This window comes from Lacrimispora sp. YZC11 (assembly GCF_057543815.1).
Map to the genome: position 1 here is coordinate 429,075 of NZ_BAAJYQ010000006.1, position 14,455 is coordinate 443,529.

The 14,455-nt window shown below is 45.5% G+C and carries 12 protein-coding genes; 1 reads left to right on the forward strand and 11 read right to left on the reverse strand.

Going from position 1 to position 14,455, the window contains the following annotated elements; translation table 11 throughout:
* Positions 1 to 12: 12 nt before the first annotated feature.
* From AC27IJ_RS08285 to AC27IJ_RS08310, 6 genes are read right to left on the reverse strand one after another with little or no spacing between them, the layout of a single operon-like run.
* Positions 13 to 2,016: a glycoside hydrolase family 127 protein gene (locus tag AC27IJ_RS08285; protein ID WP_487148338.1), complete on the reverse strand. Its 2,004-nt coding sequence runs from the start codon at positions 2,014 to 2,016 to the stop codon at positions 13 to 15.
* Between the two features lie 14 nt (positions 2,017 to 2,030).
* Positions 2,031 to 4,679 carry a family 78 glycoside hydrolase catalytic domain gene (locus AC27IJ_RS08290; protein ID WP_487148340.1) on the reverse strand — a complete coding sequence of 883 codons (2,649 nt, stop codon included), beginning with the start codon at positions 4,677 to 4,679 and terminating at the stop codon, positions 2,031 to 2,033.
* A gap of 42 nt (positions 4,680 to 4,721) precedes the next feature.
* The gene (locus tag AC27IJ_RS08295) at positions 4,722 to 6,197 is read right to left on the reverse strand and encodes an FGGY-family carbohydrate kinase (protein WP_487148342.1); all 1,476 of its coding nucleotides are present in this window, start codon (positions 6,195 to 6,197) and stop codon (positions 4,722 to 4,724) included.
* Between the two features lies 1 nt (position 6,198).
* Positions 6,199 to 7,128: a transketolase family protein gene (locus tag AC27IJ_RS08300; RefSeq protein WP_313154745.1), complete on the reverse strand. Its 930-nt coding sequence runs from the start codon at positions 7,126 to 7,128 to the stop codon at positions 6,199 to 6,201.
* Positions 7,125 to 7,952: a transketolase gene (locus tag AC27IJ_RS08305; protein ID WP_313154747.1), complete on the reverse strand. Its 828-nt coding sequence runs from the start codon at positions 7,950 to 7,952 to the stop codon at positions 7,125 to 7,127. Before AC27IJ_RS08305 ends, AC27IJ_RS08300 begins: the two co-directional genes overlap by 4 nt.
* 1 nt (position 7,953) lies before the next feature.
* Complete coding sequence (locus tag AC27IJ_RS08310) at positions 7,954 to 9,354, reverse strand: L-fucose/L-arabinose isomerase family protein (protein ID WP_313154748.1); 1,401 nt, start codon at positions 9,352 to 9,354, stop codon at positions 7,954 to 7,956.
* A 169-nt stretch (positions 9,355 to 9,523) separates the two neighbouring features.
* On the opposite strand from AC27IJ_RS08310, the gene AC27IJ_RS08315 reads away from it, so the two are divergent.
* On the forward strand, positions 9,524 to 10,531 hold the full coding sequence (locus AC27IJ_RS08315) for a LacI family DNA-binding transcriptional regulator (protein ID WP_487148345.1): 1,008 nt from the start codon (positions 9,524 to 9,526) through the stop codon (positions 10,529 to 10,531).
* 322 nt (positions 10,532 to 10,853) lie between these two features.
* Here the strand turns inward: AC27IJ_RS08315 and AC27IJ_RS08320 are convergent, their stop codons facing one another.
* From AC27IJ_RS08320 to AC27IJ_RS08340, 5 genes are all read right to left on the reverse strand, one after another.
* On the reverse strand, positions 10,854 to 11,288 hold the full coding sequence (locus AC27IJ_RS08320; RefSeq protein ID WP_487148347.1) for a hypothetical protein: 435 nt from the start codon (positions 11,286 to 11,288) through the stop codon (positions 10,854 to 10,856).
* A gap of 85 nt (positions 11,289 to 11,373) precedes the next feature.
* A complete protein-coding gene (locus AC27IJ_RS08325) occupies positions 11,374 to 11,697 on the reverse strand; it encodes a DUF4176 domain-containing protein (protein ID WP_487148349.1) in 324 nt (107 codons plus the stop codon).
* A gap of 2 nt (positions 11,698 to 11,699) precedes the next feature.
* Positions 11,700 to 12,326, reverse strand: a complete 627-nt coding sequence (locus AC27IJ_RS08330) for a hypothetical protein (RefSeq protein ID WP_487148351.1) — start codon at positions 12,324 to 12,326, stop codon at positions 11,700 to 11,702.
* Positions 12,319 to 14,007 carry a hypothetical protein gene (locus AC27IJ_RS08335; RefSeq protein ID WP_487148353.1) on the reverse strand — a complete coding sequence of 563 codons (1,689 nt, stop codon included), beginning with the start codon at positions 14,005 to 14,007 and terminating at the stop codon, positions 12,319 to 12,321. Before AC27IJ_RS08335 ends, AC27IJ_RS08330 begins: the two co-directional genes overlap by 8 nt.
* Positions 14,008 to 14,193 (reverse strand): hypothetical protein, encoded by a 186-nt coding sequence (locus AC27IJ_RS08340; protein WP_487148355.1) that lies wholly within the window; start codon positions 14,191 to 14,193, stop codon positions 14,008 to 14,010.
* Positions 14,194 to 14,455 lie beyond the last annotated feature (262 nt).

A 14,455-nucleotide genomic window follows, 5' to 3' on the forward strand; every position in this document is an offset into this window, starting at 1 on the left:
TGACCTGCCTCCTCATCCTTGCTTTTCACTGCCAAATCTGTTTCTGACTACGGGCATCCAGATACGCATCTCATTTAACCCGCGGTTATCCCAGGCAAAATAAGGAATCATGCGCACCGGGACCGGTTCATAGCCTTCCTCAGAGTAATCCTGGTAAAGGGAATTTCTGTCATATTCCGGTCCATGTATTTTCTTCAAAAACGTAGCCGCTAGCCCGGTCATTCTCCGGCCATCTATCTCAATCTCCTCCGGCTCCAACCGTACGTCTGACGGAACAAACAGATCGTCAATGGTTTCCGCCAGGGCGTCAATACCTTCCAGACAGTATACCAGCGGCCCCCGCTCCACAGCCACCTGATTGCAGTCTTCTTCCACCAGAACATGGGCACAGGTCAGACGGGGCTTCATCCCTAAATCCAGAATGACCACAGTATTTTCCGGATCCTCTATTTCCACGGTCAGAAAACTGCCCCTGTCCGCGTCAGAAAGCTTCCTTTCCCATATACACTTCTGCCCATTATCAGTCTTCTGAACCCCGCTATCTCCGCGCACCCAGGACGGGATCCTTAAATGCAGCTTTACCGGCACATTCTTCTTCATGCGTTCAAAGCGAAAGCTTATTTTTCCGTCATATGGATAGTCCGTTTCTTGAACCAAAACACCTTCACAGCCATTCATGAGTTTAATATCCGCCCGACTGGCACCGTATAATACCGGATAAATGCCGGTATCGTCTACGGTGTAAGAGTATTCACTCAACTGAGCAATCATCCTGGCCAAGTTAGGCGGACAGCAGTAGCTCAAAATATATTCCGTCCGCTCCTGTCCCCAGATCAACTCATAAGGGAGTTTTTTGGCCCGGCGCAGCATGTTCTCATAGAAGAATCTCTTCCCATCCAGGCTGACTGCCGCCAGGTTCACATTTAAGACCATCCGTTCCAGAACCTCTGCATACTCCTCTTTTTTCTCCATGCAAAACATGCGGTATGCCCAATATACGCCTCCAACAGAGGCACAGGTCTCATTGTAGGCCGTCACATTGGGGAGCTGGTATTCATATCCATAAGCCTGATGGACCAGCTGGTGGGTGAAAAAGTTTCCATATGGCGACGCACCGTTATACAAAGCGCCGCATCCTCCGGTTATGTAAAGCTTCTGCGTCACAAGGCTGTGCCATACTTTATGAAGAACCTCCGTAAGTTCCGGATTTTCCTCTTCCAGGCACAGATCCGACACTCCTGCATATAGGTAATTGGCTCTCACCGCATGGCCGATGATTTTTTCATGCTTCTTAAGAGGAAGTCTGTCCTGGTTGTCATCCAGCCCTTCTTTTACGCAGTCCCGCAGCTCCACTGCAACTTTCAGCAAATCCAGATATTCCTGCTTTCCCGTTGTCCGGTACAATTCGGCCAGCCCCATGTAATGGGAAGGGCATACAGCGGTCTGTACTTCCCTGCTCTTCCTGGCCTCTTCATACAGATGCTTTAAATATCCGGCAGCTTTCTCGGCAATCGCAAGAAAGCTGTCCCTGCCTGTCACACGTTGATACAGACAGGCCGCGGTGAACAGATGGCCGAAATTATAGACTTCGAAATCGTTAATATCGCCAAGTCTTGCGGCCTTCCCCTTCTTCTCACTGATAATCTGTTTTGTGGAAATATATCCGTCAGGCAACTGTGCCCTGCCTATCAATTCAACATAATCCTCTAGTTCTTCCAAAAGCTGCCGGTCATCTCCCAGGACCGCCGTATAAACAGCGGATTCCATCCATTTATAAAAATCACCGTCTCCAAAAACAGTGCCGTCAAAATCACCGTCTGATTCACCCGCTGCTATCTTAAAATTTTCCGTCACATGGCTGATGTCTTTACTCTCAAACATCTTTCGCAAATGGGGGACCGTAGAATTCATGCAGGTGTCAAGCCGTTCCTTGTATAACCCGCCTGTCCATTTCACTGCTCGAAAGGGAAGACCGCAAACCCGGGCAAAGGGTGAACTTTTTAAATCTGTCAGCATCGTTCTCCTCCTCACTATTTTTTGTAAAATATTTCAAAGCTACCGGAGCCTGATTCGGCCGTCATACAGCCAGCCTCAAGCTGAAAAGTAAGACCATCGGTTTCAGACGGTACCGCCCCTTTTTCCAGACGTATTTTAACCGCTGCATTGGCCGGTACGGTAAATGCAAGCCGCCGTTCTCCCGGCGTCTGCGTTTTTTCCCAACTGACCCGGATCATTCCATGAGCACTTTTATAAGATCCTTTTGCATATGCAAGGGCGTCTCCTGTCTGGGGGCTGATGATGATATGCTGGTATCCGGAAAAAACTTCATCCGTTTCAATTCCCAGAACAGAGCGATACAGCCATTCCCCCACCGCTCCATAGGCATAATGGTTAAAAGAGTTCATATCCGGACTCCACATGGTTCCATCCGGCTTTAACCCGTCCCAATGCTCCCAAATAGTGGTCGCCCCCCTTTTAACCTGATACAGCCAGGAAGGAAAATCTTCTTTCAAAAGCAGCTCATAGGCCTTATCCGCATATCCATTTCCGCTTAGCGCATGCAGGAAATAGGGTGTGCCAACAAAACCCGTCACCAGATGCCCTCCCTCTTTCTCAAGCAGTTTAACCAGCTGTTCAGCCGTCTTCCTCCTATATGATTCCGGCACAAGATTAAAATGCAGAGCCAGAATATGGGCTGTCTGAGTCATTGCCGTCATGCTTCCGTCACTTTCAAAAAATGTGCTCTGAAACTTCTTTACGATCTCTCCATACAATGCCTCATACTCTCTGGCATCCTCTTCCCGCTGCAGGATAAACGCTATTTTCACAAACAGTCCTGTTGAGTAAGCATAATATGCGGTACAGGTCAGATCATTGGGGGTTGCTCCGAAATAGCTGCCCTCCTCTGCATCAAGCGCCACCCAATCGCCAAACTGTAGCTTATAATTCCAGATATGATCCCTGGCATGGGTTCTCATGAACCCAATCCATTGCTTCATGCTGTCATACTGCTCTTCCAATATGACCTTATCCCCATACATAAGATAAAGGGTCCATGGGTTGATCACGGCCACATCAGCCCAGGCTGCCGCGGAATGGGTTCCCTGTGAAAGCAGCCAATCGTCTTTTTCCCTGCCGCTAATGATGTCCGGCACCACATGGGGAACTCCCCCTTCAGGCGTCTGGTCCGCGGCCACATCTTTCAGCCATTTTCTGAAAAAAGTATAGGTATTCATCAGATAACAGGAAGTACGGCAAAATATCTGTGCATCTCCCGTCCAGCCCATTCTCTCATCTCTCTGGGGGCAGTCCGTGGGGATATCCAGAAAATTCCCCTTCATGCTCCACTTAATGTTGCTGTGAAGCTGGTTTACCAAAGGATTGGAACAGGAAAATTCTCCGGTTTCTTCCATGTCCGAATGCAAGACGCAGGCTGCCACATCTTCTTCTTTCAGTTCCCCCGGCCAATCCAGGACATGAACATACCGAAAGCCCTGGAAGGTGAAATGGGGTTGATAGATTTCTTCGCCTTCCCCTCTGCAGATATAGCGGATTTCTTCTTTTGCCGACCTTAGATTGGCTGTATAAACATTTCCTGAAGAATCCAGCGTCTCAAAACATTGAAATCTTACCTCTTCTCCTGTCCTTCCCCGCAACTTAAACCGTACCCAGCCTGTCAGGTTCTGTCCGAAATCAATGACCCAGTCTCCCTGTGGAGTCTGAAAGATGCTCCTTGCCTCTAAAGTCTCTATTACCTTCACCTTCGAACCGGCCTGGGCGGTCAAGGCGCTTCTGGGAAACTCCACCGTGTGCACCCCTTTCCAGCCGTCCGCGCGGAAGCCCGGACAGTTCCAGTTCTGGATTTCCATACTGGCATCGTACAGCTCCCCGTCATAAATCTCAGAAAAAATCACAGGAGCCTCATGTCCGCGCCAGCTTTCATCCGTGATAAACGTTTCCTCTCTTCCGTCCCGGTATCGGATCACCAGCTGCATCAGAAAAGACGCCTGATCTCCGTAATTATTCCGCAAATGCAGAAATCCCATTTTTCCTTTATACCAGCCGGCGCCAACCATGGCTCCCAACGCATTTGCCCCCTGTTTTATCAGATCCGTGACTTCATAGGTCTGATAGCACAAATGTTTCTTATAGGAGGTCCAGCCAGGGGTCATCTCGTCCATGCCCACCTTAAGTCCGTTTATATAGAAATGGTACAGCCCCAGTGCCGTAGTGCATGCGTAAGCTTCCAGCACTTCACCGTTGACCTCGATCTCCTTTCGCAGATAAGTGCTTCCCGAGGAGTCTTTATCCTCCGATCCTTCCGCAGTAATGAACTCTGCCTTCCACTGGTCTTGTTTTAAGATCCCCGTGACAAAAAATGCCGGTTCACTGAATCTGCTTTCTTCCTCTCCATCGTACACCTGTACACGGACAAAATACTTTTTACAGGAAGCAGGACAAAACCCGGCCGCCTCCACATGGACGGACTCCCGGCTCTTAACCCATCCGCTTTCATAAAATATGGTTTCAAAGTCATCATCCCCGGCAATCTCCAGCCTGTACGCTTCCTGGTTTACATTTTTTTTGTCACTGCAAAGAATCCAGCCAAACCACGGCCTGCCGTCCAGACCCACCGGATTTCTCAAATATTCAATTGTTATTTCCGATACTTTCAGCATGCTTTCTCTCCCACTACGTTATAGTTGTCCGGTCCACTGTATTTAAGCCAGAATCTTCCTGACCGTTTCTCTCCAGCCTTCATATTTCTTAGCTCTCACTCCTGGCCCCATACTTGGATTATATTGCTTTGCTTTCATTTTTTCAAATATATCTTCCTGATAGATGCCGAGGGAAAGGCCTGCGGCGAAAGCGGCTCCCATTCCGGAGAGCTCTTTTATTTCAGAGACACGCACACTTGTTCCCAGGATGTCGCTTTGAAACTGCATCAGGTACTGGTTTTCCGTGGGACCTCCGTCCACCCGCAGTTCTGGTATGATGCAGTTCATGTCCTCACACATAGCCTGAATTACGTCGGTAATCTGGTAGCCAATGCTTTCCAGTCCGGCCCTGACGATTTCCGCCCGGCCAGTGGTCCTTGTCATACCGCTGATGGAAGCGGTGGCACGGCTGTCCCAATATGGCGCTCCTAAGCCGGTGAAAGCCGGGATTAAGTAGACCTTATCATTTTGGTCGGCAGCTCCTGCAATCTGCTCCGTCTCCTCCGGGGAGGAAATCATGTTCATCTTCTCTTTCAGCCAGGTAATTACCGCACCTGTATAATTGATGTTACCTTCCAGAATGTAGTTCACCTTTCCGCCCATGCACCAGGCTAAGGAAGTCACTACCCCATGGGTGCTAAACACCGGTTCTTTTCCCGTATTCATCATGATAGAAGATCCGGTTCCATAGGTTGCCTTTGTCATACCTTTTTTTAAGCAACCCTGGCTGAACAACGCGCCGTGGGAATCTCCCATCACGCTGTGAATGGGTATAGGTGCGTCAAACAGTCCCTCAAAGTCCGTCATTCCAAAGAATGAGTCCGAATCCGAAACCTCCGCCAGCCATCGGCTTTTTAAACCGAATATTATGCAGAGTTCCTGATCCCAAACCAAATCCTTGATATTAAAAAGCTGCGTCCTGGAAGCGTTAGAATAATCTGTTTTATAAGAAGTCCCGCCTGTCAAACGGAAAACCAGCCACGTATCCACAGTTCCGAAGCACAGCTCCTCCTTCTCCGCCCGTTCCTTTAGGCCATCAACATGTTCCAGAAGCCATTTAAATTTTGAAGCAGGAAAATAAGGGGAAAGGATCAATCCAGTCTTATTCCGTATGATTTCCGAATCAACGGTCTCTTCAATACTTTTGCAGATGTCCCAGGATCTGGCGCATTGCCATACAATTGCTAAGGCTTGTGGCTTACTTGTTTTCTTATCCCACACAAGGGCAGTTTCCCGCTGATTGCTGATTCCCAGACCGGCAATCTCATTTTTAGGAACTCCGGAGGTTTCCATGAGCTTTCGTACCACTTTTAACGTGTTTTGGTAGATTTCCTCCGGGTCATGGGAAACGTAACCCTCTTCGCTTACGATCTGCCTGTGGGGCATATCCTCTCTTTTTACCAGTTTCCCATCCTCATCAAAAAGAAGAGCCTTCGTTCCCTGAGTACTTTGGTCCACCGCCAGAATATATTTTGCCATATTAAATCAGCTCCCTTGCCTGTTTTGCTATTCCTTCTGCAGTAAGTCCGTAGTACTCGAACACTTCTTTTGAGGTTCCTGTGATGACAGGAGAGTCGGGAAGAGCCAAATTGATGACCTTCTTTGGGCAGTGGGCTGCGACTATCTGGCTGACCATGGAGCCCAGTCCTCCATATGGGGAATGCTCCTCCACGGTTATGATTGCTCCAGCATGTTCTGCCACATTTAATACAGCATCCTGGTCCAAAGGCTTTACACAGTACATATCCGTAACGGATGCCGAAATTCCGCTTTTCTTTAAAATCTCTGCGGCCTCCAACGCCGGCTTTACCATCTCCCCACAGGCAATGATCGCAATATCCGTTCCCTGGGAAAGTACATTGGCCCGGTTCAGCTCAAAGGGACAGCTCTCCTCCGTGTAAATGTCATCTACCGCATTTCTTCCCACCCTTATGTAGGCAGGCTTCTGATCCTTTAACAATTCCTCAATCAGCCGCTTTGTCTGAAACCTGTCGCTGGGCAGATAAACCCTCATATTGGGAATTGCGGCCATAGCCGCAATGTCTTGAGCTGAATGATGGCTCATTCCCAGGGCTCCATAGCTGACACCGCCGCTGATTCCGATTAAAGTCACGTTCGTATCAGAATAGGCACAGTCTATCTTCGCCTGCTCATAACTTCTGGTAGACAAGAAGCAAGCGGGAGAAGCAGCAAATGCCTTTTTCCCGCATTTTGCCAGTCCGGCCGAAATGCTGACCAGATTCTGCTCCGCAATTCCTGTTTCCACAAATTGCTGTGGATATGCCTGGGCAAATGGGGCCAGGGATGCGCTTCCCCGGGAATCGCTGCACAAGACAATGATATCAGGATCTTCCTTTGCCTGCATTAACAATGTCTCGCATATCGCCTGCCTGTTGGGTATCTTATTCATACTGCCGCCTCCCTTCTCATTTCCAAATCAGCCATAATGGCCTCATACTCTTTTGCAGTAGGCACCTTATGATGCCAGTCCGCCTTATTTTCCATAATCGGGGAACCACATCCCTTAACCGTGTTGGCAATCAGAACGCTGGGCCTTCCCTTTACTGTCTTTGCCTGTTCAAATGCGTCGTTTAGTTTCTCCACATCGTTTCCATCCGCCACATCGATTACATGCCAGCCAAAGCTTTTAAAACGATCACCAAGGTCATCATGCCCCATGACATCCTCTGTATTCCCGGAAATCTGGAGGCGGTTGCGGTCCACAACGGCACAGAGATTATCCAGCTTAAACTGGCTGGCAGCCATGACCCCTTCCCATACAGATCCTTCCGCCAGCTCTCCGTCGCCCATAACCGTATAGACCCGGTAGGTCCTCCCGTCCATCTTTCCTGCCAGAGCCATTCCTACACATACAGGCAATCCGTGGCCCAGTGAGCCTGAATTCATCTCAATGCCCGGAAGCTTGTTGTTGGGATGCCCAATAAACCTGGAGCCAAATTTTGAAAAACTCTTTATGACTTCTTCCATGGAAAAAAAACCTTTTGCCGCAAGCACTGCATACAGAGCTTCCACTGAATGTCCCTTGCTAAGCACAAATCGGTCTCGATCCTCATCTTTCATCTGCTCCGGACTTATGTTCATCTGGCGGAAATATAACACGGCCAATATATCTATGACGCTCATATCTCCGCCGATGTGGCCCCCTTTCCCTTCCATAATCATATCTATCACAGATTTTCTCAGTTCATAGGTCTTTGCCTTTAGTCCATCCATATCATTCTCCTCTTAAATAGGCCCTGATCTCTTCCTCATTGTCATCATATAAATCCGGCTTCACGCCTATGTACTTGCAGGCTTCGTATAAAACCGGTACAATGTCCTTGTGGATACCCACACAGTGATGAATATAAGGCCCTTCCACCAGCTTTGCTTCCAGCTTCTTTAAGTTCGCTACCTCTACCCATACGTAAGTGCCTTTCGTATATGGACCATCGATTCCCTTCGCCTTTCCAAGTAAAAGAGAGTATTCCCCGTTATCCCCATCGAACCGGCATAAGGTCATCTCACCATGCTTTGCCTCTGCCTCCACAGCTCCCGGATGGTTAAATGCCAGAGGGTAGCCCAGGGTCGGTTTTTCTTTGGCAACGGAAATAGGCCATGGACCGCAGTGCTGAAGCAATTCTCCATTTTCGTTGTCTGGATGTCTTACAGTCCAGTCCGCAAAAAAACTTCTGCATTCATCCATGCCCGCCGCCTCTACCATAACTGCGGTAATAGCCCCGTGAATATCTGTCTCACAGACCACCGGAATTCCTTCTTCATTTAACAGAGAATTGGCTCCGCATGGCATAATGCCGATTTCTCCCTGAAGGGCATTCCAGCACTGAATTGCAATCGCATTGCAGCCGTACTTAACCGCCAAATTTTTCATGGCAGCCTTTAATGCCGCGACATTTAACAGTGCCTCTTCACTGATTTTAATATTCATGGACTCTTTGCAGTCCTTTATTATCTTTTCAACTTCTGTCCTCTCCTCTTTCACCTGTCGTATCTCGGAGGTTAATTCAGGCATAGGAATAGGGGACAGTTGTATGTTGAACCGTTCCAGTAACTCGCCTTCGTTGCACATAGTGGTCCAGAAATCAAAAGGCCTGGGGGCTATCTGCAGGATTCTTGTGTTTTTAAATACTTTTACTACGTTACAGACCGCCAGAAAATCACGGATTCCCCGCTCAAATTCCGGGTCCTTCAGGCGGCAGTTGGTCATATAGGTAAAGGGTACCTTAAATCTTCTCAGCACCTTTCCTGTGGCAAAGAGGCCGCATTGACTGTCCCGCAAGCGAATTCCATTCTCGTCCGGCCTCTCGTCCCTGGGCCCCCAAATCAGAACCGGAACCCCAAGTTCCTTTGCCAGCCTTGCGCAAACGTATTCTGTTCCGAAGTTGCAATGAGGGAGAAACAGGCCATCGATTCCTTCGGCCCTGAACTTTTCAGCTATGATTTTTACGTGGCTGTCATCGTAGAGAAGCCCTTCTTCGTTAATATCAGTAATGTCCACGAAAGAAACTCCCAGTTCCTCAAGCCTCCCCGCCGTCAAATTCCTATACTTTATTGCATCCGGGGCGCTGAAAATGCTCCTTCTTGTGGGGGCGAACCCCAGTTTTATAGTCGCCATAAAATTCATCCTTTCTGCTGAACAATCTTTTAATATGTATAAATTATACAGACTATATAACTTAATTTCATTACGATATTCAGTCTTTATTAATGAATTTTTAACTTAATTCTTGCCTTTTTCCACTTAATAGATCATAATAATATCAGAACTATCAGGAGGTACATCTATGGGAATTACTGCAAAAGAGCTGGCAAAAATTTTAGACCTTTCAGCTGCCGCCGTATCCATGGCTTTAAATAACAAACCAGGCGTCAGCACGGAAACAAGAAGGAGGGTCATTGAAACAGCCCAGAAGTTGGACTATGATTTGACGCGTCACACATTTCGCCCAAGGGATGTGAGTAGTATTTACTTAATTATTTATAAAAAACACGGAGCTATCGTTGGAAGCAACCCCTTTTTTCAAGAGCTTTCCGAAGGAATTGCGGCCGGTTGTCAGAAAAACAATTACAAGATGGAAATCCGTTATTTATACGGAGAGGAAGGGAATATCGAAAATCGATTAAAGGATATGCTCTATTCCGGCTGTACAGGAATCATCCTTTTGGGAACCGAAATGACGCCTGAAGATTTTCTTCCTTTTCGGGCCCTAACTATCCCAATCGTCTTACTGGACAGCTATTTTGAAACGGTTCCCTGCGACAGCATCATTATCAACAACATCCAGGGAGCTTTTCTTGCAGCCTCTTACTTAATAAAAACTACCGAAAAACAACCTGGCTATCTCCATTCCTCATACCCGATCGGAAATTTTGCAGAACGATATTCCGGCTTCTTTAAGGCAATTCACACCTATGGAATGGCCGCCTCCAACAGCATAGTCCACTCGGTCACTCCTTCTATTGAAGGCGCTTATGCGGATATACTGGAAATCCTTAAAAGGCAGGAACCTCTGGCTCCCTGCTACTTTGCTGACAATGATTTAATCGCTCTGGGCGCACTTAAGGCATTTAAGCAGCATGGCTACCGGATACCGGAGGATATATCCATCGTGGGCTTTGACAACATCCCTGCGGGAATCATTGTGGATCCAGCCCTTACTACCATTCACGTACCTAAGCACTATATGGGAAAAATGGCTGCTAACAGACTCATTAGCCGCTTGGAAGAGCCGGATGCTACCTCCGTAAAACTGGAAATTGCCACTACATTAATCCGGAGGAATTCTGCCTAAAGCAGAAGGAAAAAAGGCACGTCGCTTCAGCCCTGGAAATTCTTCCAAAATCCAGTAAAAAGACAGATTTTCCCCTTAGCAGTCTTCCAATAAGAAGGGTTATGTAAATCATAGTTGGTTAGCGTATGTGCAATGGCTATATTTACCGCATTACTAAGGGCATCCAGATTGAGTATTCCGGTTTCCATTTGCGACATGAGTCTGTCCAGTTCAACCTGCGCCATCACCCAGCCGTATACATCATACGTTTGTGCGCTGAGCCCCATCAACAAAGAAAAAGAACAATTTTACCTGCCGCGGTAAATTGTTCTTTTTATCAGCATTAGAAAACAAGGCATGCACTGCATGAGTAAACACTTAAACGATACCCGCAATCCATGAAAGCCCAAAGCTTTGCAGCAATGGAAAGCAGCTTGATTCCTCCTCCAGCATCCTTATCCAGATAGTTGACCCCAGGAAGACGCTGGGCCTCACTTCGGAATCTGGTATTTCCATTCTTCATAGCTTCGATCCATTGAAGCTTTGTATTTAAGTAAGGCATCTCTACTTCTACCACATAGCTTCTGGCACTGTCCCAAGCTTGTCCTTTTAATGCTAATCTCCCAACTTTCCAAGCATTCCAAGTGAAGTCCTGATTCCTCTCACATGCTCTGCAAGATGGTCCAGCTCCCGGTCTGTCACATCGGCCCGGTCGATTACACGTCAGGGATAAATCTTCACACCCATGATTTATTCCTCCTGCACAAATCTTCCCCATACATTTCCTCAAAACATTTCGTTTATTTCAAATACGCAAGATTTTTTCAGTAATCAATTACTCTTTATTTATTTATTTCGTGCTTTTATTCTTTTGAAGAAATGTCATATTCTAACCTTAATTTAGGATATGGTGATTTTTGAATATTCTCATCATATTTTTCAGCAAATTTTATCTCTACATCATCACGATAGCCTTCAAAATATATTTCCTTGATATCCTCATGGTTAAAAAAGGCGAACTCCTGTTCCTTTGTGACGCCTTCCGGATAGATAAGGGCTGAATAATCAAAGTAACCAATCACACCATTATTATTAAAAAGTTGCGCACGTCCTACAATCATCAATTTCACATTCCCATTTTTTGTTTGGACAACCGTACCAATTGGAAGAATATATTGTTTTTCCATATTTAAAACATCCCTTCTTTTTTCAATTTTTTAAGTAATTTTCTTGTTATATGATAATCAAAAACTAAGTCTGTTCCAGAAATCTCATACTTAACTCCTATAACACTAACTAACAGAATAAAAATAAATGATACTACTAAATTCAAGACCAAGGCAATAAGATTTCCAGAAATCAGAAATGTTATACTGAAAATAATGCAAAAAATACCAGTAAATATCATCGTAATATCAATAATGTTATGTGCTTTATATGTTGATCGCAACACATCAAGATGATTCCCCGATTGCCAGTATACATCCGCATTATTAACTTCTGGCAGTCGTGTATTTTTTTGAATATAGCGATTCCCTAAAAAATAAAACAATATTACGAGACCTATAAGTAGTGCAAATCTTGCCATAAGATTATTTGAAAAAATGATCAATTGTAGTATTTGATTGCCAAAAATCGTGTTACAAAGTGAACCAACTATAGCGCTAACCATACTTATGGTTGTAATGTTAAAAACCAACGACTTCCTACTAACAGGATCAAAATTGTCACAATGGTAATAGTAAACACTCTGTTCTTTGTAAAAATATAATTTTTGATCTTCAACCTTAATAATAATTGCTATTTCCTTATCCAAAAACTGACCCTAAGCAGTTAAATCCGCTTACAAAGCCTTTCAATGACTCAATAATATTTCCACTCGCTTCCACAAATTTGTTTTTTATTGTATCCGCTACTTCTGATACCTTTTCTCCAAGTTCTTCTCTGTTGTCCCAAACATCGTCAAAAGCCTTTGAGCCGAATATACCACCAACAAAACCAATTCCTCCGCCTATTACTCCGCCTATTGCCGCTCCAGCAGCAGTACCCGCTCCAGGTATAATACTTCCTATAGCTGCCCCTACTGCTAAACCTATTTTAGCACCTGCTGCTCCAGCACCAGCGGAAATAACTGCATGAGCCGTTGCTTTTACCACCGCATCTCCTAATTCTTCTCCTTGAGCACTCATTATGACATAATCAAAAACGCCTCCTATGATGGGGAGTCCCTTTGTAGCACCCAATCTAACGAATTGTTTTAATAAACTCGGAGTTTGGCTCACAACAACATTCACTCCTGATGTCGTAACAGCAACCAGACCTTCATCCATAAATGCCGTTGTATTATATCTTAAAAATGAAAATAAAGAATCAGAGAACGCCTCAACTACCTCATCAGTTATTTTAGTCTCAATCATCGCTTGCCCAACAGAAATCAAGCCCGTTAAAAGATTTGTACTATCAACCTTATTCTTCAAATCATTCCATTTATTAACAATAACTTCTAATAATTCAGGATTGTCAGAGAAAAGTCCTTCTCCTCCCCTGAACTCCTCTATCATATCTTTAGCAATGTCAATCTCTTTATTACTCATTTTATATCCAGGACTTAACCACCGGTGAATTAATTCATTCTCTTTCTCTTGTCTGATCCAATCATAGATTTCCTGCAAATCTTCCTTGCTGCTATGTACAACTTCTTTCCAATCAACCGATTCAAGTCGTTCCGCCTTTCCTGCCACATAAAGCAGTTCGACTACATCATGTCTCCATTTCTTTTTTTTAGAGTTCTGTACCGCTGTCCATGCTGAGCAGACCTCCTGTACGGTAAAGCCATATTCCATGGCTTCCTGAATCTGCTCTTCAGACAAACCCGTGACCTTTACTGCTTCCATCACATCTACTTGCTCTAATCCCTTTAAGCATATAGCGCTGATGGAAGTAAATTGGATCTCGTTCGTCTGCGGATTGTAACTTACCTTTTTGATCTCCGTATCCGCACGGTCCAGGATATTCTGTATCCCTGTTGCCCGATCATAGATTCCTCCTGTGGCTTGTACGAAAATATCGATTGCCACCAGTTTGCTGTTGATGTCCCGGATCATTCTCCGGCACCGGCTAATTACCGAACTTCTGGGATGCTCTCTGTCATATTCGCGGTCCAGCCGGTCTTCCCAATAATCAAATTCCTCCTCCAGCAGATCCTTATCCAGACAGTTGACCCCAGGAAGACGCTGGGCCTCACTTCGGAATCTGGTATTTCCATTCTTCATAGCTTCGATCCATTGAAGCTTTGTATTTATGTAAGGCATCTCTACTTCTTCCACATAGCTTCTGGCACTGTCCCAAGCTTGTCCTTTTAATGATAATCTCCCAACATTTCCAAGCATTCCAAGTGAGGCCCTGATTCCTCTCACATGCCCAGCCAGACAATCCAGCTCCCGGTCTGTCACATTGGCCCGGTCGATTACACGTCTGGGATAAATCTTCACACCCATTCAGCATTCCTCCTCTACAAATTTCCGCAGTTCTTCTTCATACTGTTCCTCACAGCAAGCCGTTTCCTTCCGAATATGCAGGTGCTTTTCAACAAGTGCTACTTCCCTTTCATAGATTTCCCTCTCCTCTTCCAGACGGTTAAGTTCCGTTTGATACCAGACGTATAGTTCCTCCTTCTTCATCATCTCCACTTTTCCTTTCCCGGAAGGTTTTTTTTCTTTTATTTCCCAATTGCTGTTATACTATAATTTTATCAATCAAATAATTATTCTGTCAAACTCTGTTGGATACATTAAAAGGCAATTTTAATACATAAATATAAATTCTACGATAATACATTATACTTCTTTTGGTACATTACAAATATTAGCTGGGATCTGCAGAGAATTCAAAAAAGACATCCTTTCAAGGAAAGAGAAATACGAAAGAGCTTTTGAAACATTTGAA